At 29.0% G+C, this 23816-nt stretch carries 24 protein-coding genes and 1 riboswitch; of the genes, 16 read left to right on the top strand and 8 right to left on the bottom strand.

Translation table 11 applies throughout. The features are described from left to right. Position 1: 1 nt before the first annotated feature. Genes lptC through ACIJYF_RS00520 form a run of 3 tightly spaced genes read right to left on the bottom strand, consistent with a single transcriptional unit; the run spans position 2 to position 2159 of the window. Positions 2 to 562 (bottom strand): LPS export ABC transporter periplasmic protein LptC, encoded by a 561-nt coding sequence (gene lptC, locus ACIJYF_RS00510; RefSeq protein WP_435117999.1) that lies wholly within the window; start codon positions 560 to 562, stop codon positions 2 to 4. A gap of 20 nt (positions 563 to 582) precedes the next feature. Continuing rightward, a complete protein-coding gene (locus ACIJYF_RS00515; protein WP_435116800.1) occupies positions 583 to 1548 on the bottom strand; it encodes a KpsF/GutQ family sugar-phosphate isomerase in 966 nt (321 codons plus the stop codon). Continuing rightward, positions 1548 to 2159 carry a ribonuclease D gene (locus ACIJYF_RS00520; protein ID WP_435116802.1) on the bottom strand — a complete coding sequence of 204 codons (612 nt, stop codon included), beginning with the start codon at positions 2157 to 2159 and terminating at the stop codon, positions 1548 to 1550. Before ACIJYF_RS00520 ends, ACIJYF_RS00515 begins: the two co-directional genes overlap by 1 nt. A 26-nt stretch (positions 2160 to 2185) precedes the next feature. Here ACIJYF_RS00520 and ACIJYF_RS00525 point away from each other — a divergent pair, with 26 nt between their 5' ends. After that, positions 2186 to 2548 carry an NmrA family NAD(P)-binding protein gene (locus ACIJYF_RS00525; RefSeq protein ID WP_435116804.1) on the top strand — a complete coding sequence of 121 codons (363 nt, stop codon included), beginning with the start codon at positions 2186 to 2188 and terminating at the stop codon, positions 2546 to 2548. Beyond that, positions 2479 to 3156: a complex I NDUFA9 subunit family protein gene (locus ACIJYF_RS00530; protein ID WP_435116806.1), complete on the top strand. Its 678-nt coding sequence runs from the start codon at positions 2479 to 2481 to the stop codon at positions 3154 to 3156. Before ACIJYF_RS00525 ends, ACIJYF_RS00530 begins: the two co-directional genes overlap by 70 nt. Before the next feature lie 16 nt (positions 3157 to 3172). On the opposite strand, the gene ACIJYF_RS00535 is transcribed toward ACIJYF_RS00530, so the two are convergent. Continuing rightward, the gene (locus ACIJYF_RS00535; RefSeq protein ID WP_435116808.1) at positions 3173 to 3667 is read right to left on the bottom strand and encodes a GcrA family cell cycle regulator; all 495 of its coding nucleotides are present in this window, start codon (positions 3665 to 3667) and stop codon (positions 3173 to 3175) included. A 170-nt stretch (positions 3668 to 3837) separates the two neighbouring features. Here ACIJYF_RS00535 and ACIJYF_RS00540 point away from each other — a divergent pair, with 170 nt between their 5' ends. Beyond that, a complete protein-coding gene (locus tag ACIJYF_RS00540) occupies positions 3838 to 5004 on the top strand; it encodes an aspartate aminotransferase family protein (RefSeq protein WP_435116810.1) in 1167 nt (388 codons plus the stop codon). 1 nt (position 5005) lies between these two features. Further along, positions 5006 to 5935: an ornithine carbamoyltransferase gene (gene argF, locus ACIJYF_RS00545; protein WP_435116811.1), complete on the top strand. Its 930-nt coding sequence runs from the start codon at positions 5006 to 5008 to the stop codon at positions 5933 to 5935. Here the strand turns inward: argF and ACIJYF_RS00550 are convergent. Beyond that, positions 5927 to 6466 carry a c-type cytochrome gene (locus ACIJYF_RS00550; RefSeq protein WP_435116813.1) on the bottom strand — a complete coding sequence of 180 codons (540 nt, stop codon included), beginning with the start codon at positions 6464 to 6466 and terminating at the stop codon, positions 5927 to 5929. The two genes, argF and ACIJYF_RS00550, sit on opposite strands and share 9 nt — an antisense overlap. 116 nt (positions 6467 to 6582) lie before the next feature. Here ACIJYF_RS00550 and kdsB point away from each other — a divergent pair, with 116 nt between their 5' ends. The 5 genes from kdsB (at position 6583) to recR (ending at position 10887) form a co-directional block, all read left to right on the top strand. After that, complete coding sequence (gene kdsB / locus ACIJYF_RS00555) at positions 6583 to 7314, top strand: 3-deoxy-manno-octulosonate cytidylyltransferase (RefSeq protein WP_435116815.1); 732 nt, start codon at positions 6583 to 6585, stop codon at positions 7312 to 7314. Beyond that, a complete protein-coding gene (locus ACIJYF_RS00560) occupies positions 7314 to 8150 on the top strand; it encodes a prephenate dehydratase domain-containing protein (protein WP_435116817.1) in 837 nt (278 codons plus the stop codon). The genes kdsB and ACIJYF_RS00560 overlap by 1 nt, the downstream gene beginning before the upstream one ends. A 141-nt stretch (positions 8151 to 8291) precedes the next feature. Then, entirely contained in the window at positions 8292 to 9953 is a 1662-nt protein-coding gene (dnaX, locus tag ACIJYF_RS00565) for a DNA polymerase III subunit gamma/tau (protein ID WP_435116819.1), read from the top strand. A 1-nt stretch (position 9954) separates the two neighbouring features. After that, positions 9955 to 10272, top strand: coding sequence for a YbaB/EbfC family nucleoid-associated protein (locus tag ACIJYF_RS00570; RefSeq protein WP_435116821.1), 318 nt, complete (start codon positions 9955 to 9957; stop codon positions 10270 to 10272). Between the two features lie 3 nt (positions 10273 to 10275). Next, the gene (gene recR / locus ACIJYF_RS00575) at positions 10276 to 10887 is read left to right on the top strand and encodes a recombination mediator RecR (RefSeq protein ID WP_435116823.1); all 612 of its coding nucleotides are present in this window, start codon (positions 10276 to 10278) and stop codon (positions 10885 to 10887) included. On the opposite strand, the gene ACIJYF_RS00580 is transcribed toward recR, so the two are convergent. After that, entirely contained in the window at positions 10874 to 13036 is a 2163-nt protein-coding gene (locus ACIJYF_RS00580; RefSeq protein ID WP_435116825.1) for a malate synthase G, read from the bottom strand. The two genes, recR and ACIJYF_RS00580, sit on opposite strands and share 14 nt — an antisense overlap. Before the next feature lie 79 nt (positions 13037 to 13115). Continuing rightward, positions 13116 to 13204: riboswitch (glycine riboswitch) on the bottom strand. Positions 13205 to 13307: 103 nt separating this feature from the next. Here ACIJYF_RS00580 and ACIJYF_RS00585 point away from each other — a divergent pair. After that, complete coding sequence (locus tag ACIJYF_RS00585; protein WP_435116827.1) at positions 13308 to 14405, top strand: acetyl-CoA carboxylase carboxyltransferase subunit alpha; 1098 nt, start codon at positions 13308 to 13310, stop codon at positions 14403 to 14405. A gap of 2 nt (positions 14406 to 14407) precedes the next feature. On the opposite strand, the gene secA is transcribed toward ACIJYF_RS00585, so the two are convergent. Continuing rightward, complete coding sequence (secA, locus tag ACIJYF_RS00590) at positions 14408 to 16948, bottom strand: preprotein translocase subunit SecA (protein WP_435116829.1); 2541 nt, start codon at positions 16946 to 16948, stop codon at positions 14408 to 14410. A gap of 65 nt (positions 16949 to 17013) precedes the next feature. On the opposite strand from secA, the gene argJ reads away from it, so the two are divergent. Both argJ and ACIJYF_RS00600 read left to right on the top strand, forming a co-directional pair. Beyond that, positions 17014 to 18315 carry a bifunctional glutamate N-acetyltransferase/amino-acid acetyltransferase ArgJ gene (gene argJ, locus ACIJYF_RS00595; RefSeq protein ID WP_435116831.1) on the top strand — a complete coding sequence of 434 codons (1302 nt, stop codon included), beginning with the start codon at positions 17014 to 17016 and terminating at the stop codon, positions 18313 to 18315. A 39-nt stretch (positions 18316 to 18354) separates the two neighbouring features. Further along, positions 18355 to 18783, top strand: a complete 429-nt coding sequence (locus ACIJYF_RS00600) for a DUF1178 family protein (protein ID WP_435116833.1) — start codon at positions 18355 to 18357, stop codon at positions 18781 to 18783. Here ACIJYF_RS00600 and ubiG read toward each other — a convergent pair. Then, entirely contained in the window at positions 18780 to 19502 is a 723-nt protein-coding gene (gene ubiG / locus ACIJYF_RS00605; protein WP_435116835.1) for a bifunctional 2-polyprenyl-6-hydroxyphenol methylase/3-demethylubiquinol 3-O-methyltransferase UbiG, read from the bottom strand. The genes ACIJYF_RS00600 and ubiG overlap by 4 nt on opposite strands. A 78-nt stretch (positions 19503 to 19580) precedes the next feature. On the opposite strand from ubiG, the gene ACIJYF_RS00610 reads away from it, so the two are divergent. The 4 genes from ACIJYF_RS00610 to prmC are packed head-to-tail and all read left to right on the top strand — an operon-like array spanning position 19581 to position 23811. Further along, positions 19581 to 20792 (top strand): aspartate kinase, encoded by a 1212-nt coding sequence (locus ACIJYF_RS00610; RefSeq protein ID WP_435116837.1) that lies wholly within the window; start codon positions 19581 to 19583, stop codon positions 20790 to 20792. A gap of 5 nt (positions 20793 to 20797) precedes the next feature. After that, on the top strand, positions 20798 to 21895 hold the full coding sequence (gene ispG, locus ACIJYF_RS00615) for a flavodoxin-dependent (E)-4-hydroxy-3-methylbut-2-enyl-diphosphate synthase (RefSeq protein WP_435116839.1): 1098 nt from the start codon (positions 20798 to 20800) through the stop codon (positions 21893 to 21895). Next, on the top strand, positions 21895 to 22968 hold the full coding sequence (gene prfA, locus ACIJYF_RS00620) for a peptide chain release factor 1 (RefSeq protein ID WP_435116841.1): 1074 nt from the start codon (positions 21895 to 21897) through the stop codon (positions 22966 to 22968). Before ispG ends, prfA begins: the two co-directional genes overlap by 1 nt. Continuing rightward, positions 22969 to 23811 (top strand): peptide chain release factor N(5)-glutamine methyltransferase, encoded by an 843-nt coding sequence (gene prmC, locus ACIJYF_RS00625; protein ID WP_435116843.1) that lies wholly within the window; start codon positions 22969 to 22971, stop codon positions 23809 to 23811. Positions 23812 to 23816 lie beyond the last annotated feature (5 nt).

Below are 23816 nucleotides of genomic sequence, written 5' to 3' on the forward strand. Positions count from 1 at the left end.
CTTATTCTATACTTTTTATATTTACTTTTTTATTTTCTTCATGCATATAAATTACCGTATCTTTTGTTTCAATATTAACTTTAACTACATCTGCTTTTAGAATATTATCAGGATTAGTATATATTACCTCTTTTGAAATAATCATTGAGTTTCTTCCAATTGAAAAATCACCATACTCTGCGGTTATTTTATTATCTAAATAATAAATTTTTAAATTTTTTGAAAAAATTGTATCATAATTATTTATGTTATATTTGCCATAATCAGACGTTATCACTATATCTTCAGAATTATTCATTTTTATAATTGCTTTTACATTAGTTAAAAAAATTATATCACTATTGGAGATGTCTATTTGTCCCTCAGATGCATCAATTATGTATTCATTTCCCCTTACATCCCTCGACTCATAATTTACATTCTTGATTATATTAGAATTATAATTTTTTTGTTCTATTTGTTCATTTAATAAATCTTCTGAAATAATTGTATTTTTTTTTGAAAAAAAATTACTAAAAAATAAAGCTATTAATATGCTCAGAAGAATTAAAAAAAAAATTATAAATTTTTTTTTTTACTCATTTAGGAAATATTTGATTGTAATATTGTATGAATATGAAGAATGCCTATTGTTTTATTCTTATCTTTTTTATTATGTACACAAAGAGATGTGATCTTTTTTTCATTCATTAATGTTAGAGCCTTTGCTGCAAGCGAGTCTTTATCTATACTTATGGGGTTTTTTGTCATTATTTCTGCAACAATCATTTCATTTAAGTTTTGTTTCTTTTCATTATATCGTCTAATTTGACCATCAGTAATGATACCACTAGTTTTTTTCTGTTTATTTTGAACAATTAAAACTCCTAATTTTTTTTCACTTAATATTCTAATAGCATTCTTCATATTTAAGTTTTCTTTTACAAAAGGAATTTTGCTTCCCGTTTGCATTATATCTTCAACTGTTTTTAATTGTAATCCAAGATTACCTGCGGGATGTATTTTTTTAAAATCAAATTTACCAAATTTTTTATATTGCATAGCTGATATTGCCAATGCATCCCCTAGGGCTAGCTGTGCAGTAGTACTAGAAGTCGGCACAATTCCTCCTGACTCTTTTACTTCTGGGATGATAAGTTTAATATCTGAAGCTTTGTATAAAATAGAATCCTTCTTTGACATAATTCCTATCAGCATAATTTTATTTCTATTTGCATATTGAATTATATTTTTAAGTTCACTTGTTTTACCTGAGTAGCTAATTAAAATTAAAATATCCTTTTTGGAAATACTTCCCAAATCACCATGAGAGGAGTTGCTTGCAGATAAATTGAAAGATGGAGTACCAACCGAAGATAATGTTGCTGATATTTTAGCTGCTATCAAACCACTTTTACCCACTCCACACAAAATTACTTTAGATTTACATTTTGCAATTTCAACTACAGCTTTATTAAATGAATTATCAATTTTTTTTTTTAATTTTTGTAATGCTTGTATCTCAAGATTAATTACTTTTTTTGCTAACGGTATAAATTTTTTAGTCATTAGTGGGACCAGATATCATCTTTAAATAATGCCAAATCTAAGTTGACTCTAATTTTTAAAAATTTTAAGCAATCTTTATAAAGATCAATTCTATTTTCTCTTTCTAGTATTTTATTAAGTTCCTCATGAATTTTATGTAAATATAGCACATCATTGGCACAATATTTCAGTTGAGCTGGAGATAATTCGCCTCCAAAATCTGAACTTTGAAACTGTTTGCTGATATCAATGTTAATAAATTCTTTTATTAGTGTTTTTAGCGAATGACTATCAGAGTAAGATCTTGCTAATTTTGAAGCAATTTTAGTATCAAGGATATTATTCGTATCCGTTTTTAAATAGTACTTAATATGAGCCATGTCAGCCCTTCCGTAATGAAAAATCTTAGTAGTATTTTCATCAGCAAGTAATTTTGTTAAATTTGGAGCGTTATAATTTTTTCTATCAAATTGGATTATATGTGCATCTGAATTTCCTGAAGAAATCTGAATTAGGCAAAGAGGATCTCGTCTAACGTTCAGACCCATAAACTCACCATCAACAGCTATTAGATTGCCTAAATCTAAATCATCTGGTAAATCATTTTTGTGAAGTTGAATATTATTACTCATTTCTAAACATATATAATGGAATTTAAATGAAAGCAAAAAATTGTCTTATTTTTGGTGGCAGTGGACAAATCGGTCGAAACTTAATTAGAAAGCTGACTAAAAATAACTATAGAGTCACTGTTGTGACAAGAAATATTCACCAAAAGAGCTACATAATAAAAACACAGGCAAATGCTGGATATATTGATGTAGTTGAAGCCAATATTTTTGATGAGGATAAAATTAGAAATCTTTTTAAAAAAGCAGATATTTGCATAAATTTGATTGGAATATTATTTGAAAAAAAAGAGACAATACTTTTAAAAATATTCACTCAGTTTTGCCTTCATTGTTATCAAAACTTTGCAAAGAATATAATCTTAAGCATTTTATTCATTTATCAGCTTTAGGAATAAATGATGCAATAGACTCTGATTACGCAAAAAGTAAACTAGAGGGCGAAGGTAATGTATTAAAAAATTTTCCGCTAGCTACAATCTTAAGACCATCAGTAGTGTATTCTGTAGACGATAATTTTACTACTAACTTTATGACCTTGTTAAATAGATTGCCAGTTTTTCCGATTTATTATGAAGGCAAGACAAAATTTTCACCAATTCATTGTTCTGATTTAACAGATACTATTTATCATGTAATTTCTAAAAATATTTATTCAAAAATAATTGAATGTACTGGTCCAGAAATTATAACTTTCAAAGAGCTTTTAGAAAAATTACAGATATTAATTGGTAAAAAAAGGATTTTATTACCTTTTCCACTACCCATCGCTGAGTTGACGGCAAGATTTTTTGAATTGTTTCCAACACCATTACTAACAAGAGACCAATTAAGATTGTTAAAATATGACAATGTTTCATCTGGGAAATATAAAACTAATTCAGATATAGGAGTCCCTAGTGTTAGGATCTTTGATCAGGAAGTAAAAAAGTATTGTTATATGTGGAGAGAAGGTGGACAATTTTCTACAGAAAAATATTTAGCAAATAAAGAGTTATAGATATTATTAATTATTCTTAAGCTGATTTTATTTTTTTCTCAATAAATTCTGGAACTTCTTCTTTGTCTGTAACTTCCTCTTTTTTACCTTTAGGTTGATAAGCATACAAAAGATGTAGCTTACAATAAGAAAAGTCTTTTAATGAAGATCTTCCACAAAAATAAAATGATTTTTCGTTGGGGTGTCCAATTGGCCATTTACATGAACTTTCGTCTAATTCTTCTAATTGTTTAGGGTTTTCTGGCTCAAAGTCTTTTTCAATAATTAAAGATTTAAATTTACTTTTTCTTACTCTTTTGCTTTTGATATTTTTTTCTTCCAAAGAGTTTTCAAAATTTTGATTTGAGGTTGCTGCTCTCGTTTTAATTTTTGCTGATAGATTTAATCTATGAGCCTTACCAATTACTGCATTTCTGCTAATACCACCAATAATCTCAGCTATTTGGCTTGCAGTATTCCCTTTGCCCCAAAGTTCTTTTAGTTTGTTTACCTTTTCCTCGTTCCAGCTCATATCAATATATTGTAGTATAGTTTATAAAAATAACAATATACTGATACATTGAGAAATTAAACAAGCAAAATCTAAGAGTTATCAACAAAAGTAAGTTAAAATTGGTGTAAAGGTATTTTCAATCATAACTTGTATCTAATAATTAAAATTTATAAAAACTGATTAAAATTATGAGCTATCTGGCAAAAAATTATAATAGAAAAAAAATTTCATTTAAGTATGGAAAGGGAAGCTTTTTATATTCTACTAATGGAAAAAAATATTTAGACTTTGTTCAAGGTATAGCTGTAAATTCTTTAGGACACGCACATCCTAAATTAGTAAATGCTGTAAATAAACAATCAAAAAAACTTTGGCATGTTTCAAATGCATTTCAAATTCCTGAAGGAGAAATTTTAGCAAAAAAATTAGCACAAAAAACTTTTGCTGACTATGTAATGTTTCAAAATAGTGGTGCAGAAGCAACTGAAGGAGCAATAAAAGCTGCAAGAAGATACTTTTATTCAATCGGAAAACCAAAAAAAAATAGAATTTTATGTGTTAAAAATAGTTTTCATGGGAGAACACTAGCAGCAATATATGCAAGTGGTTCAAAAAAAATGACCGAAGGTTTTGGGCCAAAAGTAACTGGTTTTGATCACTTTAATTTTGGTAACCATAAATCTTTAAAAAATAAAATTACAAAAAATACAGCAGCAATAATGATTGAAACTATTATGGGTGAGGGAGGTATTAAAGTAATTCCAGATTGGTGCTTAATAGAGCTCAGAAAAATTTGTAATAAAAAAAATATTTTATTAATATTAGATGAAGTGCAATGTGGAATTGGAAGATCAGGTGATTTCTTTGCTTTTGAAAAATCTAAGGTAAAACCCGATATTGTTCCAATTGCAAAAGGCATTGGAGGTGGATTTCCAATTGGAGCAGTTTTAATGAATACAAAAGTTGCCTCTGGTATGACAGCTGGAACTCATGGGTCTACTTTTGGGGGCAATCCATTGGCAATGACTGTTGGCAATACAGTGATGGATATAATTTCAAATAAGAAGTTTTTGAAAAATGTTAAAAGTATTTCAAAATATTTTTTATCTAATCTTAAAGAAATACAAAATAAATATCCTAATATTATTAAACAAATAAGAGGAAGAGGTTTGTTGATTGGAATACAGCTTAAAACAGATCAAACAAAATTTATAAAAAAACTAATGGATAATAATTTATTAACAATAAGAGCAGCAGAAAATGTTGTTAGAGTTTTACCACCACTTAATGTAAAAAAGAGTGAAATTAACTTGGCGCTTAAAATAATAAAAAAAGTTTGTTCAGAATTAAATTAAAATGAAACATTTTATAAACTTGAAAGATATACCAACCAAAGATCTTAGAAAAATTATTGTTGATGCAAAAAAAAGAAAAAATCTTAGAAAAAATTTAAGTACCTTAGAGGTTGATAAAGGGTCTCCACTAAAAGGTAAAATGCTTGTCCAAATGTTTGAAAAAGCAAGTTCTAGAACAAGAATAAGCTTTTATTTGGCAATAAAGCAGCTTGGAGGAGGAACTTTAACTCTAAGATCTAATGAATTGCATCTTGGGCAAGGTGGTGAAAGCATATCTGATACTGCTAAAATACTATCAACTTATGGCGATGGATTTATGCTAAGAACGGATAGTGATAAAAAAATTGAAGATTTTAAAAAATATTTATCAATACCAATAATAAATGGTTTAAGTCCATCTTCACACCCAACTCAAGTTTTATCTGATGTTTTTACTGCTGAAGAAATAAAGAAAAAACCAATTTCAAAATTAAATATTTGCTGGATAGGAGACTCTAATAATGTTCTTGATAGTTTAATTGCAGCATCTGTAAAATTTTCATTTAAACTTAGTATAGGTTGTCCAAAAAATTTTGAACCAGGTAAAGAGGTTAGAGCTTGGGTTAAGAATAATAATAAAAAAATATTTATTTATAATGATCCTAAAAAAGCTGTTATTGGAGCTGATGTTATCTTTTCAGATAAAGTTATATCTCTAAATGATAAAGGAAATAAAAAGAAAAAAATTGAACAATTTAAAAAATTTAAAATAGATAAAAAATTAATGAGTTATGCAAACAAAGATTGTATTTTTTTACACTGTTTGCCCCGAGGATCTGAAGTAAGTGATGAAGTTTTTTTAGGAAAAAAATCTCACGTTTGGCAACAAGCTCTTAATAGAGTTCATGTACAAAAAAGTATTTTATTATATTGTTTTGGAAACTTAAGGTAGTGGTACAGGACTATCTGAATTTTGATTTAAATATTTTATAACTGAGGCTCTATCTTTTTCTTTTCTTAATCCAGCGAATGCCATTTTTGTTCCCTTAATCCACTTAGCAGGTTTTGTTAAGTAACCATTTAATTCTTCAAAATTCCATTCTTTTTCAAATGATGCTAAAGCTTTAGAATACTTATAATCTGTAACAGCTCCAGTTTTTCTTCCAACTACATTGTATAGAGCTGGACCAATATTATTTTTTCCACCTTTAACAATAGAGTGACAAGCAGCACATTTTTTAAAAACTTTTTCACCCAAAGCAACATCTCCCATCGCCATTAATGCGGATATATCAATTTTTTCTTCTACAGCCTTTTCTGTTGATGATGATACTGTTGTAGCTTGTTCAATCTCAACTGCATACCCAGGAGTTTTTGGTTTTTCCACATGGAATATGACATTTGATAATTTGCCTATACCAATAACTAAAAGTGCAACCATTAATACAGCAGCTACTATTTTATTAATTTCAAAAGAATCCATTTTTTCTAAATATTATTTTCGAACATATATCACGATAAATTAAAAAATTACTAAAATTTAATGTATAAATTTGCCTCTATTACTATTTAATAGGTATAATATTAATTCAATTATTAATGAAAACCTTAACGATTATACCATCACGATTGTCAGCTACTAGGCTACCTGGCAAACCTTTATTAAAAATAAACAATTTATCAATTATATCTCATGTATTTAGAAGGGCGCAGGAGGCAAATATTGGCGATGTTGTCGTTGCAGCAGAGGATCAAGAAATAGTAGATGATGTAATCAAAAATGGTGGTTCAGCCATTTTAACAGGTAAAAATCACAAAACTGGAACAGATAGAATTTATGAAGCATTTAAAAAATTAGAATTAAAAGATGTAGATTTGATAATGAATTTACAAGGTGACGAGCCAGCAATTAATATTGAGGACATTATAAACTTAAATAAAAAAATGGTTAGCAATCAATCTAAAATAGGTACTCTTGCTGCTAAAATCAAAGACCTTAAAGATCTAGATAATAAAAATATTGTAAAAGTTGTAACTAAGGAAAATTTAAATAAGGATCATTTTTCTAAGGCAAATAATTTTTTAAGAAGATCAATAGAGGTAGAAAATATCTATCATCATATCGGTATTTATTGTTATTCAAGTGAAACATTAAAAAAATTTGTGGAATTAAATCAATCAAAAAATGAAATTGAGAATAGACTAGAACAGTTGAGAGCATTAGATAATAATATTGAAATAAATGTTGCGCTTTCAAATTCTTCTCCGATAGGAGTTGATACAGAAGAAGATTATCTAGCCTTAAAAAAAATTATGGAATATAAAGCTTAATGGCAAAAATTTATTTTCAAGGTACTTTTGGAGCATATTCACATTTAGCTGCCTTAGCGGTTGATCCGGATGCAGAAATAATTCCATGTAAAACTTTTGACGATTGTTTTAACAAAGCAGGTCTTGAACCAGAATGTAAAATAATTATTCCTGAATCTAATAGGATTACAGGAAATATTGGTATTGAATATTTAATCTTTAAACACAGACTAAATATCTATAAAGAACATTTTCAAAAAATAGAGCATAATTTATTAGGTCAGCCTGGTGCAAAGCTTAGCGATATAAAAGAAGTATATTCTCATGCACAAGGTTTGTCTCAATGTTCTAAATTTATAAAAGAAAATAACATAGCTGAACATATCAGAGCAGATACTGCTGGTTCCGCAGAGATGATTTCAAAAACAAAAGATATTAAGCAATCTGCTATAGCGTCTTCTTTGAGTGCCAAAATTTATGGATTGGATATTGTGAAAAAAAATATTGAAAATGAAAGTGGCAATTTAACAAGGTTTTTAGTGATGGGTAAAAATATTTTTCAACCTGAATTTGGTAATAATAAATATATAACTTCTTTTTTATTTAAACTTAAAAGTAAGCCTGCAGCTCTTTATCAATCTTTAGGTGGATTCGCTATCAATGGTGTGAACTTAACTAAATTACAAAGTTATCCTGAAAAAAATACTTTTGATTCATTCTTTTTTTTGTGTGATCTTGATGGTCACATTGAAGACCCAAAAGTCCAAAAATCTTTAGAGGAGCTAGGCCTTCATTGTGAGGATTTTCACGTCTTAGGTGTTTTTGAGGCCGATAAGTTAAGAGAGAAAAAAAATTAATCTTTTCTTGTAGAATAGAAAATATAACTGCTATAATAGTTCTGGAGGCTAGAGGTGGATGCTGCTTGAACCCGACCAGATCCTAACGGAAGCAGTCGTAGAGACAGTTATTCAGGTTCTAGTCTCCTTAAAATAAATTAAATGAACAATAATTCTAAAGTATTAGCATTAAAGTATAGACCTGCTACTTTCGATGACCTTATTGGCCAAGAAGTGGTGGCCGAAACTATAACAAATACAATTAAAGCAGATAAAATTCCTAACGCTTACTTGTTCACTGGAATAAGAGGAATTGGTAAAACTACAACTGCTAGAATTGTTGCCAAGGCACTAAATTGTTTAAATGGTATAGAAAATTTATGCAAAAAAGATTTGTGCGATAATTGCAAATCTATAGCTGACTCTAGTCATATTGATGTACTTGAGATGGATGCTGCAAGTAAAACAGGGGTGGAAGATGTCAGAGATCTAATCGAATTTTCTCGATATGGCCCAACATCAGCAAAATATAAGATTTTTATAATCGATGAAGTTCATATGTTAAGCAAACAAGCATTTAACGCTTTGTTAAAAACACTTGAAGAACCACCAGAATATTTAAAATTTATTTTTGCAACTACAGAAATTAAAAAAATACCTATTACAGTAGTTTCTAGGTGTCAAAGATTTGATTTATCTAGAATTAAATCATCAGAATTATTTGAGTTTATTAAAAATATAAAAGAAAAAGAAAACGGCAAAGCATCGGATGAAGCATTAAAATTAATTGTAAAAATATCCGAAGGATCTGTAAGAGATGCTTTATCTTTATTGGATAGAGCTTTGCTAAGCTTAGATGAAAAAACAGAACTAGATCTTAATGCTGCACAAAAAATTTTCGGATATTTTGATAAATCTCAGTTAATTAACTTATTTGAATTAATATTAAGAGGTGAAGAGGAAAAAGTTATCAATATCTATAGAAAAATTTATGATCAGGGAGTTGAGCCAAAAGTATTTATTAATGATTTTTTAGAGATACTTTATTACTTTAAAAATATAAATTCATTATCTTTAGAAAGTACAAATTTTTCTCTTAATGATGAGGAATTTTCAAAAATTAAAGATATTTCCAATCAGGTAGACTCTGAAGTTTTAATTTTATTTTGGCAGTTTGCAATATCTTCACTTGAAGAATTAGATATAGTTTCCAATCAACATTTATCAATTGAAATGTTTTTAATAAGATTAATGCATTTAAGTTCAATTAAGTTAAATAAAAATTTAGATCAAGACCAAAGTAATGAAATTTCAGAAAATCATTCAATAAAAGAAGAAAACGAAAATAATTTTCAAGATAATTCTAGAACTGTTAATCAAATAAAAAATATAGCTCAAGAGGAAAAACAGAAACCAGAAGCTAAACCAGAGATAAAAACAATTGATAAAAATTTAATCAATTCTTTTGATGATCTTCTAAACGTCTGTGCTTCAAAAAAAGAAATTAAATTAAAATATGAATTAGAAAAAAATGTAAATCTTGTCAAATTTGAGCGTAATAGAATTGAAATTTCCTTTAATGATAATTTAGATAAAGATTTCGTAAAAGATCTTTCCTCAAAACTTTATGATTGGACTGGAGAAAGATGGATAATTACGTTTAGTAAATCTAAAGGTGAGATGTCGGTTAAAGAAAAACAAAAAAATAAAAAAGATGAATTAATGAATGAAGTTAAAAGTTTAGAAATTTATAAGAAAGTAATGGAAAAATTTCCTGATGCAGAACTTATAGATGTTAAGTTGAACGAAAAAAAAGAGGATTAAAATGACTGATTTTACAAAGATTTTAGATAAGGCTAAAGAGCTAGAGGCTAAAATGAAAGAAAGCCAAGAAAAAATTAAAGAAATTAAAGCAGAGGGGGTTTCTGGTTCTAATTCAGTTAAAATTACTCTTGATGGCGAAGGTGAAATGCAAAAAATTGAATTATCTGAAGAAATAATTAAGGAAGATAAAACGATAATTGAAGATTTAATTGTTGCTGCGCATAATAGTGCAAAATCACAACTAAAAACAAAGACCACTGAAGAGATTTCAAAAGCCACAGGAGGTTTTGAAATTCCTGGTTTTAAATGGCCGTTATAACTAATGCAAAATATTAGTGAGATTGAAGAATTAATTAAATTAATTTCAAAGCTTCCAGGCTTAGGACCAAAGTCAGCAAAAAGAATAGTTCTTAAACTTATTAATAATCGAGATGAATTAGTAAAACCTATGGCTAGTACACTAGCTCAAGTTTACAAAAATGTAACCAGATGTAACTCGTGTGGTTCTTTAAAATCAAATTTAAATGGTTGTGTTAATTGTGAAAGTTTAAAAGAAAAATACACAAAGATTTGTGTTGTTGAAGATATTGCTGATCAGTGGTCAATTGAAAACTCAAATATTTTTCAAGGATACTTTCATATTTTAGGAGGAACAATTTCTTCTGTTGGTCAAAGAAAAGAAGATCTTTTAATTAACTCTTTAGTTGAGAGAGTGAATAGAGACAATATAGAGGAAGTTATACTTGCAACAAGTGCGACTGTTGAAGGACAAACAACAGCTTATTACATTCAAGATAGTTTAAAAAATACTAATGCAAAAATTACTAAATTAGCCCAAGGATTACCAGTAGGTGGTGAGATTGAAAGCTTAGATGATGGAACGTTGTTTTCAGCTTTTAAAAATAGATCTAACTTAAATTCTAATTCAGATTAAGTTTCTTTTTCAATCTGTTTTGATGCAGTAATGGTTCAGTATAGCCTGAGGGCTGCTCTTTACCTTTAAAAATTAAATCACATGCTGTTTTAAATGCTAAAGATCGATCATAGTCATCACTCATTTTAACATATTTGGGGTCACCTTTATTTTGATCGTCTACAATTTTTGCCATTTCTTTCATTATTTCTGTAACTTGAATTTTAGTGGTTATTCCGTGATGTATCCAATTTGCAATATGTTGCGATGAGATTCTAAGTGTCGCTCTATCTTCCATTAGCCCAATGTTATTTATATCTGGAACTTTTGAACACCCTACGCCTTGATCAATCCATCTAACCACATAACCTAATAATGTTTGTGCAGAATTTGATATTTCACTATTGATATCTTCCACTGACCAATTTGGTCTATTTGCAACAGGAACTGTTAAAAGATCATCTAGTTTTGCCTTTTCTCTATTTGCAATATTTTTTTGTTCATCAAAGATATTTATTTCGTGATAATGTAAAGAATGCAAAGCAGCTGCAGTAGGGGACGGAACCCAAGCACAATTAGCTCCTGCTTTTAAATGTCCTGTCTTTTGTTCCATCATATCTTTCATCTTATCTGGCATTGCCCACATTCCTTTTCCAATTTGAGCCTTTCCTGACAAACCACATTGTAATCCAACATCAACATTGTTATTTTCATATGCTAAAATCCATTTAGAAGATTTCATATCCCCCTTCTTGATCATAGGTCCGGCTTCCATTGAAGTATGCATTTCATCACCTGTTCTATCTAAAAAACCAGTGTTAATGAAGAAAACTCTATTTTTTAAGGTCCTAATACACTCTTTTAAATTTGAAGATGTTCTTCTCTCTTCGTCCATGATTCCTATTTTGCAGGTATATTTGTTTAAACCCAATACTTCCTCCACTTTAGAAAAAATTAAATCTGTAAATTTAGTCTCATCTGGCCCATGCATTTTTGGCTTAACTATATAGATTGATCCTGTTCTAGAATTTGTTTTATTTTTTAAATCATGAATTGCTGCGGCTACTGTAATAAATGCATCCATAATTCCTTCAGGTACTTCGTTACCATTAGATAAAATTATTGAAGGATTTGTCATTAAATGACCTACGTTTCTAACTAATAATAAACTTCTTCCATGTAGCTTAAGTCCTTTACCATCTTTTGAAATGTAACTTCTATTTGGATTTAGTTTTCTTTCAAATAATTTTCCATCTTTTTCGAATTGTGTTTTAAGATCACTCTTCATCAAACCAAGCCAGTTTCTATAACAAACAACTTTATCTTCAGCATCCACTGCTGCTACACTATCTTCGTTATCACAAATGGTTGATACAGCAGCTTCTAAAATAATATCACTAATCCCTGCGTGATCTTGTTGAGCACTGAACGCTCTTGGGTCTCTTAAAACTTCTATATGTAGGTTATTATTTTTTAATATAATTGCTGATGGGTTATCTGCCTCTCCTCTGTGACCAATAAATTTTTCTTCTTCGGCTAAATCAAATATATCAGCTCCTTTCAAAATTTTTAATTTGCATTCTTTAACAGCAATACTTGTAATTTTATGCCAACTAAGATTTTTAAGTGGAAAATGTTTATCTAAAAAATCTCTTGAATATTTTATAACCATCTCTCCTCTTAATGGATCATACCTTTCCGATACACTATCTTCAGATTGTTCTATAACATCAGTTCCATATAGACTGTCGTATAAACTCATCCATCTTGCGTTTGCTGCATTGAGAGCATAACGTGCATTCATAATTGGTACGACTAGTTGAGGTCCAGCTATTTTAGTTATTTCATCATCTACATTTTCTGTTTCTATTGAAAAATCTACACCTTCTTCTTTTAAATATCCAATTTCGTACAAAAAGTTTTTATATTCATCTAGTTTAATTTCATTGCCTTTATTTTTAATATGCCAATCATCAATTTTTTTTTGTAAAGTTTCTCTTGTATTAATTAGTTCTCTATTTTTAGGCTCAAGTTCGTTAACAGTTTTTTCAAATCCTAACCAAAATTGATCGGTCGAAACACCTGTATCTTTCAGCAATTCTTCATTAACAAAATTTGATAAGCTTTCTGAAACTTTAAGAGTATGAATATTTATATATTTGTCTGGCATAGCACTTTTGTTACCCCATCTGTATTTTTGCCTGAGAGTTTTGCTCCTTCGGCGGAAATTAATCTCTTTCCAGAGTGTTATGCTTTGATCGGTCCTTTTGCCTGAGAGTTTCCGGGGTAGTTGCTCCTTCGGCGCTAAAATGTAGTTAGTCTCTCCCGATATGAAATTTGTATCGTTTAAATATTTTAAGTCAATTAATAATACTAAAAAATAATTTTAATTATCATTTTATTGCCTTTTTTATAATTTAAGTTTCTATTATAAATAAACTATGAAGAATTATCTTAATTTTGAAACAGATATTAAAAATTTAGAATCTGAGATAGAGAAATTAAAAGATCCATATAACCAAGATGGTCTTTCAGAGGTAGATACTCAAAAAATATCTAGCACCCAAGCTGAGCTTGATGAAAAATTAAAAAATATCTATTCAAATCTAGATCCTTGGCAAACCACGATGGTTGCCCGTCATGAAGATAGACCGAAATCTAAATTTTTTATTGATAATTTGTTTGATGATTTCATTCCTTTGTCTGGAGACCGTTTCTATGGGGAGGATAAATCTGTTTTAACAGGATTTGCTAAATTTAATGGCACTTCAGTTTTGATAATAGGTCAGGAAAAAGGTGAAAATTTAGAGACAAGAATTGAAAGAAACTTTGGAATGATGAGGCCCGAAGGGTATCGTAAAACGATTCGACTAATGAATTTAGCAAATAAATTTAATATCCCAATAATATCATTCATCGATACACCAGGAGCATATCCAGGCGTAGGAGCTGAAGAAAGAGGTCAAGCAGAGGCTATTGCTAAATCAATTGAATGTTGCATGGAACTAAGTGTTCCAACTTTAGCAATTATTATTGGAGAAGGAGGTTCTGGAGGCGCAATTGCTTTGGCCTCATCTAATAAAGTTATAATGTTAGAAAATGCTATTTATTCTGTTATTTCTCCAGAAGGGTGCGCAACTATTTTGTGGAGAGATCCAAAAAAAATGCTTGATGCTGCAAAAGCAATGAAACTTTCAGCAAAAGATTTATTAGAATTAAAAGTTATTGATGAAATTATTCCTGAGCCATTAGGTGGTGCCCACAGAGATAGAGATCAAATGTTGGAAAGTTTAAAAGATTCAATATCAAAAAATTTAAACTATTTTAAAGAATTATCTTCTGAAGAAATAATGAATGAGAGAAAAAATAAGTTTTTAAAAATTGGAAGAAATCAAGGGTTTATCAGTAACTCTAAAGATTTAAGCACCCTAACAATTAAAAAAAATAATTTTGATAAAATTTTAAAATCAAAAAAAGTTTTAATTGGATCAATAATTGCAGGTTTAGTTTTATTGGTCGCTATTTTCAGTGTGATCTAAATTTATAAAGCACCACAACAATGCTTAAATTTTTTACCTGATCCACATGAGCAAGGCTCATTTCTACCAATTTTTTTACCACTTTTAATTTGATCTAACATTGATTCCTTTTTTTCTTCTTGTTGCTCTGTAACAACTTTTAAATTCATTAGAATAGTTACAAAATCTAATTTTAACTTTTCAAGAAGATTAGAAAATAAATCAAAAGCCTCTTTTTTATACTCAACCAAAGGGTCTCGCTGCCCATACGATCTAAGCCCAATTACTTGTCTCAGTTGCTCAAGATATTGAATATGAGATTTCCAGTTAAGATCAATTGATTGCAAGAAAATTCGTTTTTCAATTTCTTTTGCATGATCTTCTCCTAAAATTTTTATTCTCTCATCTCTAGATTCTGAAAATTTGTTGATGATTTTTTCTTTTAATTCAGCATCTTTTGTAGAAATTAATGATTTTAATTCTGACTCGTCAAAACTTTTACCAACAATCTGTTTTAGGCGATTTCTAAACTCATTACTTTTAGGATTTGATAAACTTTGGATTTTTAATTTGATGATATCATCAATTATTTCTTTTAAAAACTCATCAGAATAATCAAATATACTTTGACTATTTATTGCATTTTTTCGCTGAGAAAATACGACATGCCTTTGGTCGTTCAAAACATTATCAAATTTTATTAAGGTTTTTCTTATATCAAAATTTCTAGCTTCTACTTTTTGTTGAGCTCTCTCAAGAGCCTTATTAATCCATGGATGATCAATACTTTCTCCATCTTTAAGTCCTAATTTTTCAAGCATTTTATTCATAGACTCTGATCCAAAAATTCTCATTAAATCGTCTTCAAGACTTACATAAAAAATGGAACTACCTTCATCACCTTGTCTTCCAGCTCTTCCTCTTGCTTGATTATCAACTCTTCTCGACTCCATTCTTTCTGTTCCAACGACAAATAAGCCACCTAAGGACTTTATCTTGTTTTTGTCTATTTGAAGTTGGGCCTCTTCAATAGATCCTTTTTTACCACCCAGTTGAATATCCACACCTCTTCCAGAAATACTAGTTGTGATGATTACTGATTTTTCTTTACCCGCATTAGCTATTATATCTGCCTCATTTTCATGATTTTTTGCATTTAATACAACATGCTTGATATTTTTTTTGTTTAACAAGGCTGAATAAATTTCAGACTTGTTAATACTAGATGTGAAAATTAAAATTGGTTGGCCTGCATCATGACGCTCAACAATTTTTTCTATAATTGCATTATTTTTTTCAACCTCAGTTCTAAAAATTTGATCATTATAATCTTTTCTAATCATTTCATTATTTGTTGGAATAATCACAACAGCCAATCCATAAATTTCAAAAAATTCTTCAGATTCAGTTGCAGCTGTACCTGTACATCCAGATATTTTTTTATAAAGTTTAAAATAATTTTGATAAGTTATTGATGCTAAGGTTTGATTTTCAGCTTGAATTTTAATTTTTTCTTTTGCCTCTAAAGCTTGATGTAATCCATCACCAAATCTTCTACCTTCAAGTATTCTGCCAGTCAGTTCATCAATAATTTTTAAACTTCCATCTTTTACAATATAATCTTTACCTTTTTCGAACATATGATTAGCACGCAATGCTTGGTTCACGTGATGTACTAAATGTAAATTTTCTGGATCATAAAAATTGTTATTTTTCAATATACCAGCATTTGAAAAAAGTTTTTCAACGTTGTTTATTCCATTGTTCGTTAGTAGTATGCTTTTTTCTTTTTCATCAATTTCGTAATCCTCCTTATCATTTAAAAGTTTAATCAATCTATCAATAGCTATATATTGTGCTGTCTTATCTTCGGTTGATCCTGATATTATTAAAGGTGTTCTGGCTTCATCAATTAAACAAGAGTCTATTTCGTCTACTATAGAAAATGAGTGCTCTCTTTGAACCATTTCATTCTCTGAGAATTTCATATTATCTCTTAGGTAATCAAATCCAAGTTCACTATTTGTTGCATATGTTATGTCACAATTATAATTTCTCTTTCTTTCATTATCATCTTGGTCGTTATTAATGTGACCAGATGATAAACCTAAAAAGTTATAGATATGCCCCATCTCAATTGAATCTCTTTTTGCCAGGTAATCGTTAACAGTTACAATGTGCACACCTTTTTCAGTTAGAGCATTTAAGTATGCAGCAAGAGAAATTGTGAGAGTTTTTCCTTCCCCAGTTCTCATTTCAGCAATTTTACCTTCATGAAGAACAACTCCCCCAATTATTTGAACATCAAAGTGTCTTTCGTTTCGAGTTCTTTTTGAGGCCTCTCTTACCAATGCAAATGCTTCTGGTAAAAGTTCATCCAAGGTTTTTCCTTGTTTAATTTGCTCTTTATATTCTTGTGTTTTTTTTGGAAAATCTAAATCATCAAGTTTTTTAAACTCATTCTCAAGTGAATTTATTGTTTTTATAATTTTACCAATTCTATCCAACTCTTTTTGATTGCTAGATTTAATAAATTTCGTAATTAGATTTAGAGGATTGAACATGAGTATTTGATTTATTCTTTACTTATAATGTTTAATATATGTATTAAATAATTATTTTAAACACTATGGGAATTAATTTATCAAACTTTTTATCTTCAAAATCAAAAAATGCCAGAATGATTGATTTTCAAGACCTTGATCATGTTGATGGTGTATCTATTTCTGTTGTAAGTGCAAATCTGTATAATGATAATAGAGACGACTTATCAATGTTCTATTTTAGAGACGGAGCTAATCATGCATCAGTTTATACTAAGTCAAAAATAATATCTGAAAATATCAAGTGGAATTTAAATCAAAACAGTAAAAGAATTTATTCTCTTATAGTTAACACTCGTAATGCCAATGCCTTTACGGGTAAGCAGGGTTATGAAAGTTTAAAGAAACTATCACACACTATTTCATTAGAATTAACAAAAAAACAAGAACAAGATGAAGATGTTCCAAAAAAAATTTCTTCAAAAGATATAATTTTTGGCTGCACAGGAACTATTGGGGAACTTTATCCTTATGAAAAAATTTCTCACAAAATCTCAAGTTTAATTAATAAAATTAAATATACACAAAATAAATTTATTTGGATGAAAGCTGCGCTCGCTATCATGACAACTGATACTAAGCCCAAGTTAGCAATGGAAGAATGTAAAATTGCAAATAAAAAAATTAAGATTTATGGAATAGCAAAAGGTTCAGGAATGATTCATCCAAATATGGCAACTACATTAGCTTATGTTTTCACAGACGCTAATCTCTCAAATGATATTTTAAACAAGCTACTTAAAAAAAATATAGTAACAACTTTTAATGCTATAACTTGTGATGGCGACACTAGTACCAATGATATGGCAACTATTTTTGCAACTGGTAAAGTAAATAATGCCCAAATTAAAAATATAAATGACAAAAAAATTCAAACATTTGATAAGGCTTTAAATAAGGTTTTGCTAAATCTAGCAAAAAGAGTGGTTTCAGATGGAGAGGGGTCTTCAAAGTTTGTGACGGTTAATGTTAAAAAGTGTAAATCAGAAATAGAGGCAAAGCAGATTGCTCTTTCTGTCGCCAATTCTCCTTTAGTTAAAACTGCAATTGCTGGTGAAGATCCTAACTGGGGCAGAATAATTATGGCAATAGGTAAAGCTGGACCAAAAATAAATTTAAAAAAACTTTTAATTAAATTTGGAAATTTAAAAATTGTACAAGATGGAAAATTGCATCAAGGTTATGATGAGACAAAAGCATCCGAGTACATGAAAAATGAAAATATTGATATTGATATTGAAATTTTTACTGGAAAGAAAAGCTTTACTGTTTACACAATGGATTTTACAAAAAAATATGTTGATATTAATGCTGATTATAGAAGTTAGTGGTATTGAAAATTTTGCAAAAATTATTAATTCTTAATTATGATCAAATATAAGCTAGCATGCAAACATTGTGATACAACATTTGATAGTTGGTTTGCTTCATCTAAGGAATTTGAAAAATTAAAAAAAAAACATCTTTTAATCTGTCACATTTGTAATTCTAAAGCAGTAGATAAATCTCTGATGGCACCAAGCTTAAGAAATAATACAAAAGATATCAAAAACGATTTGCAATTAGATAAATATGAAAATGTAAAAAAAACTATTAAAAGTTATCAAAAATTTATTAAAGAAAATTTTAAGTTTGTTGGTGAAAATTTTGCCTATGAAGCTCGATCTATTCACTACAATCCTAAAAAAAAATCCAAAGGTATCTATGGAAATGCTTCCAAGAAAGATCTTATGGAACTTAAGGAAGAAGGTATCGATGCTCAGATGATACCTTGGGTAGAGGACAAAGATAATTAAAGTTTTACAGATTTTACAATGTAATTAATTGAAGTGTCTGAAGAAACAGTCCACTCATCTTTAATTATATTAAAATTCATTCCATCTAACTTTTCTAATTTTAAATCATTTTTGGTTAAAATTTTTTTAAGATCTTCCGGTTTTAAAAATTTTTCCCAGTCATGAGTTCCTATCGGAAGCCATCTTAAAACATATTCTGCTCCAACTATTGCAAATATATAAGATTTTAATGTTTTATTAAGAGTGGCGACAAACATAATGCCATTTTTTTTAAGAAGTTTTGAACAAGAATTTATAAAAAAATTAACATCTTCTACATGTTCAACTATTTCCATATTTAAAATAACATCAAATTTTTTTTTAATTTTTAATTTTTCAGGCGATGAGCATAAATAATTAATTTTAAGTTTATTTTTTTTTGCATGTAGCTTGGCAATACTGATATTTTTATTTGATGCATCAATTCCAGTTACATTTGCACCTAATCTTGTCATGGGTTCAGATAGAAGTCCTCCGCCACAACCAATATCCAATATATTAATTTTATCTAGAGGTCTTTGTTTGGCTTTTAGTTTAAAACTATTAATAATATTTTCTTTGATATACTTAATTCTTATAGGATTAAACTTATGAAGTGGTTTAAATTTTCCACTCGGGTCCCACCATTCAGCCGCCATTTGTGAAAATTTTTCAATTTCTTTTTTATTTACACTGTTCATAATCGATAATTAGTTGACATAACAACTAAGATGTATTTTATCAATTATTTATTAAATTATAATAAATAAATTTGATCAATGAAAACTGTTGTTTTAAAGTTTGGTGGAACTTCCGTTGGAAGTATCGATAGAATTAAAAAAGTATGTAAAATTATATCTTCTTACAAAAAAAAGAAGAATAATGTAGTGGTGATTTCCTCTGCAATGAGTGGAGTGACTAACGAACTAGTTAATAAATCAAAATTAATTAGTAATAATTTTGACAAAGCTGAATATGATTCTCTTCTGTCTACGGGAGAACAAGTTTCTTGCGCTTTGATTGCTGGAAGATTAAAGCATATCGGGTTTAAATCTAGATCTTGGTTATCTTGGCAAATACCTATTGTAACTGAAGGACCTTATTCTGCAGCACGAATTAACAGAGTAGTTTCAAAAGAATTACAGAGCTATCTTAAAAGTGGAGGAATTCCAGTAATCACTGGCTTTCAAGGAATAAACAAAGATTATAGGCTAACAACTATTGGCAGAAGTGGTTCAGATGCTACTGCAATAATGTTAGCTAAATTTATTAAAGCAGATGAATGTATTATTTATACTGATGTTGATGGTGTTTATACCACGGATCCAAGACAGTACAAAAATGCAAAAAAAATTAAAAAAATATTTTATGATGAAATGTTGGAAATGGCATCTTTGGGTTCAAAAGTAATGCAGCCAACTTCTGTGCAGGATGCAAAATTGAACAAAATAGACATACAAGTTAAATCTTCATTTGTCTCAAAGCCTGGAACTTTAATCACTAATTCGTCAAAAGCATTTAGTGATCAAATTATTACTGGAATTTCATCAACAAAAAATGATGCAAAAATTACAATTGAAGGGGTTAAAGATAAACCGGGAGTAGCAGCTTCAATTTTTAAACCTTTGTCTCAAAATTTAATAAACGTTGATATGGTTGTTCAAAATATTTCTCTTAATGGCAAGGAAACAGATCTTACATTCACAATCAAGGCTGATGACTTAAAAAAAACTGAAAAATTTATAAAACAGAATAAAAAGATTTCTTATAAAAAGTTATCGTTTGATAAAGATGTATCCAAAGTTTCAATAATAGGAGTAGGAATGATAACGACCCCTGGAATAACCTATCGAATGTTTCAAGCTTTAGCTTCAAAAAAAATAAATATCTTAGTAATCTCTACTTCTGAAATTAAAATTTCAGTTTTAGTTGCTTCCAATCAAGTAAAAAAAGCTATAGCTGTATTGCATAAAGAATTTAAATTAGACTAAATTTTATGAGCCTCAGGCCCTTCAGAAATATTAATCGAAAAAAAACCAGAGTCATAAATGTTGGTGATGTAAAGATTGGAGGGGATAATCCTATTTCAGTTCAGTCAATGACCAATACTTTAACAACTGATGTTAAAGCTACAATAGATCAAATAAATGCAATTCATGAAGAAGGAGCAGATATTGTAAGAGTTTCATGTCCAGATGAAGATTCTACAAAAGCATTAAAAGAAATAACAAACAATGTAAAACTACCTATAATTGCTGATATTCATTTTCACTATAAACGAGCAATTGAGGCTGCTGAAAACGGAGCAAAATGTTTAAGAATAAATCCAGGCAATATTGGTGATAAACAAAAAATTCATGATGTTTTAAGTGCTGCAAAAAATAATGATTGTTCAATCCGGATTGGTGTAAATGCAGGCTCACTTGAAAAAGATATTCTAGAAAAATATAAAGAACCTTGTCCAGAGGCTTTAGTAGAGAGCGCTTTGAGAAATATCAAAGTATTAGAAGATCAAGATTTTTTTAACTTTAAAGTTAGTGTTAAGTCGTCAGACGTTTTTTTATCAATTGCAGCTTATCGCCAACTTTCAAAAGCAATGGATTATCCATTACATCTTGGAATTACAGAAGCTGGAAGTTTTGTATCTGGAAGTGTTAAGTCATCTATTGGACTTGGAACGTTGCTTTTAGATGGAATTGGGGACACCATCAGAATTTCACTTTCTGATGACCCAGTAAAAGAAATAAAAATTGGTAATGAGATTTTAAAGTCATTAGGACTAAGAAATAGAGGAGTAAAAATTATTTCTTGCCCATCATGTGCCAGGCAAGCATTTCAAGTAATCAATACTGTAAAGGTCTTAGAAGAAAAATTATCACATATTAAAACTCCAGTTACGCTATCGATAATTGGATGTGTAGTGAATGGGCCTGGTGAAGCAGCAATGACAGATGTAGGCATTACAGGTGGTGGAAAAGGAAACAATATGCTTTATCTTTCTGGCGTACAAAGTAAGAAAGTCTTAACAAATGAAATAATTGATAAAGTAGTGGCTGAAGTTGAAAAAAAAGCCTCAGAGTTAGAAAAAAAATAATGATACCTGCAAAAACAATTGAAGAACTCATATCAAAGCATTCAAATTTAGAAAAAGATCTATCTTCAGGTGAAATTGATAAAAAGCTATTTGCAGAAAAATCAAAAGAGTACTCTTATCTTAATGAAATTATAATAAATGCAAAAAAATATTTATCATACGAAGAGGATAAAAAAGATTTAGAGAAAATTTTAAATGATGGCTCAACCGACAAAGAATTAAAAGATATGGCTGAACTTGAATTATTAGAATTAAAGACTGAATTCGAAATAAATGAAAAAAAATTAAAATTATTTTTACTTCCAAAAGATGAAGCTGATAAAAAAAATGCAATCATAGAAATAAGAGCAGGAACTGGAGGACTGGAAGCAAGCCTATTTGCTTCAGACCTTTTTAAGATGTATGAAAAAGTGAGCCATAAAAAAAAATGGACATTAGAATTAATATCAATTTCTAGAAGTGATGCAGGAGGTTTAAAAGAGGTTATCGCATCAATTAAAGGAACTAACATTTATTCAACTTTAAAATATGAAAGTGGAGTACATAGAGTTCAAAGAGTGCCAGATACCGAAACGCAGGGAAGAGTTCACACCTCAGCAGCAACCGTTGCAGTATTGCCTGAAGCAGAGGAAGTTGATTTAAAAATAAATGAGTCTGATTTAAGAATTGATGTTTTTAGAGCAGGAGGGCCAGGAGGACAATCAGTAAATACAACTGATAGTGCGGTTAGAATTACCCACATTCCGACAGGGTTATCTGTTTCTCAGCAAGATGAAAAATCTCAACATAAAAATAAAGCAAAAGGGATGAAAATTTTAAGGTCAAGGTTATATGAATTAGAAAGATCAAGAATTGACCAAGAAAGATCAAAAGATAGAAAAACAAAAATAGGAACTGGAGATAGATCAGAGAGAATTAGAACTTATAATTTTCCACAAGGAAGAGTTACAGATCATAGAATTAATTTAACACTTCATAGATTAGAAGAGTTTTTAGAAGGTGAAGCTTTTGATGAAATGATCGAGTCACTTACATTACAGGCACAAGAAGATAGTTTAAGCAGTTTAAATTAAATGAATATTTACTCAGCAGTTATAGAAGCAACAAATATTTTAAAAGATAAATCTATTCTATCGGCTCAGCTTGACACAGAAATTTTAATGGCCAAAGCTTTAGATAAAGATCGTGAGTATATAATTTTAAATCATGATAAAGTCTTAAATAATGAAAATTTAGAATATTTTAAAAAATTGGTTTATGAAAGAGCAACCAGAAAACCAATAGCCTATCTTTTGAATAAAAAGTTTTTTTGGAAAAGCGAATTTTATGTAAATCAAAATACTCTTATACCTCGTCCTGATACAGAAATTATTATAGAGCAAATTCTAAAAGTTACTAAAAATAAGCATTCTTTAAAAATTCTTGATATTGGAGTTGGTTCAGGTTGTATATTGTTGAGTATTCTAAAAGAAAAAAAAAATTTTTATGGAATTGGAATAGATATTAGTAAAAATTCATTAGAAATATCAAGATTAAATGCAAAAAAACTCATGGTAGATGAGAGGGTAAAATTATATAAATCAGATGTTGACAAATTTGACCAAGGCAAATATGATTTAGTTGTTTCTAATCCCCCTTATATTAAAAAAAGTGATTTAAAATATTTGGAGAGTGATGTTTTAAAGTTTGAGCCTAAATTAGCTCTAGATGGTGGATTAGATGGTTTATCAGTAATCAGAAAAGTAATAAATAAAACATCTGAAATGTTAAAAAAAAATGGAAAATTTATTTTAGAGATTGGTTTTGATCAAAAAAGTAAAGTTATTAAATTATTAAACAATAAAGGTTTTTATATAAATAGTTCAGTCAAAGATCTTGCAAATAACGATCGTTGCATAGTCAGTACTAAAATATAATTAAT

It is taken from the genome of Candidatus Pelagibacter bacterium nBUS_49 (genome assembly GCF_051200925.1).
GTDB lineage: Bacteria > Pseudomonadota > Alphaproteobacteria > Pelagibacterales > Pelagibacteraceae > Pelagibacter.

Coding starts and splice junctions, on each gene's coding strand:
- ACIJYF_RS00585 (WP_435116827.1), top strand. CDS start 13,308: ATGAAGAATTATCTTAATTTTGAAACAGATATTAAAAATTTAGAATCT.
- ACIJYF_RS00550 (WP_435116813.1), bottom strand. CDS start 6,466: ATGGATTCTTTTGAAATTAATAAAATAGTAGCTGCTGTATTAATGGTT.
- ACIJYF_RS00560 (WP_435116817.1), top strand. CDS start 7,314: ATGGCAAAAATTTATTTTCAAGGTACTTTTGGAGCATATTCACATTTA.
- ACIJYF_RS00525 (WP_435116804.1), top strand. CDS start 2,186: ATGAAAGCAAAAAATTGTCTTATTTTTGGTGGCAGTGGACAAATCGGT.
- argF (WP_435116811.1), top strand. CDS start 5,006: ATGAAACATTTTATAAACTTGAAAGATATACCAACCAAAGATCTTAGA.
- ACIJYF_RS00535 (WP_435116808.1), bottom strand. CDS start 3,667: ATGAGCTGGAACGAGGAAAAGGTAAACAAACTAAAAGAACTTTGGGGC.
- ACIJYF_RS00600 (WP_435116833.1), top strand. CDS start 18,355: ATGATCAAATATAAGCTAGCATGCAAACATTGTGATACAACATTTGAT.
- kdsB (WP_435116815.1), top strand. CDS start 6,583: ATGAAAACCTTAACGATTATACCATCACGATTGTCAGCTACTAGGCTA.
- ACIJYF_RS00520 (WP_435116802.1), bottom strand. CDS start 2,159: ATGAGTAATAATATTCAACTTCACAAAAATGATTTACCAGATGATTTA.
- prfA (WP_435116841.1), top strand. CDS start 21,895: ATGATACCTGCAAAAACAATTGAAGAACTCATATCAAAGCATTCAAAT.
- ACIJYF_RS00515 (WP_435116800.1), bottom strand. CDS start 1,548: ATGACTAAAAAATTTATACCGTTAGCAAAAAAAGTAATTAATCTTGAG.
- prmC (WP_435116843.1), top strand. CDS start 22,969: ATGAATATTTACTCAGCAGTTATAGAAGCAACAAATATTTTAAAAGAT.
- recR (WP_435116823.1), top strand. CDS start 10,276: ATGCAAAATATTAGTGAGATTGAAGAATTAATTAAATTAATTTCAAAG.
- ubiG (WP_435116835.1), bottom strand. CDS start 19,502: ATGAACAGTGTAAATAAAAAAGAAATTGAAAAATTTTCACAAATGGCG.
- dnaX (WP_435116819.1), top strand. CDS start 8,292: ATGAACAATAATTCTAAAGTATTAGCATTAAAGTATAGACCTGCTACT.
- ispG (WP_435116839.1), top strand. CDS start 20,798: ATGAGCCTCAGGCCCTTCAGAAATATTAATCGAAAAAAAACCAGAGTC.
- secA (WP_435116829.1), bottom strand. CDS start 16,948: ATGTTCAATCCTCTAAATCTAATTACGAAATTTATTAAATCTAGCAAT.
- argJ (WP_435116831.1), top strand. CDS start 17,014: ATGGGAATTAATTTATCAAACTTTTTATCTTCAAAATCAAAAAATGCC.
- ACIJYF_RS00570 (WP_435116821.1), top strand. CDS start 9,955: ATGACTGATTTTACAAAGATTTTAGATAAGGCTAAAGAGCTAGAGGCT.
- ACIJYF_RS00540 (WP_435116810.1), top strand. CDS start 3,838: ATGAGCTATCTGGCAAAAAATTATAATAGAAAAAAAATTTCATTTAAG.
- ACIJYF_RS00610 (WP_435116837.1), top strand. CDS start 19,581: ATGAAAACTGTTGTTTTAAAGTTTGGTGGAACTTCCGTTGGAAGTATC.
- ACIJYF_RS00580 (WP_435116825.1), bottom strand. CDS start 13,036: ATGCCAGACAAATATATAAATATTCATACTCTTAAAGTTTCAGAAAGC.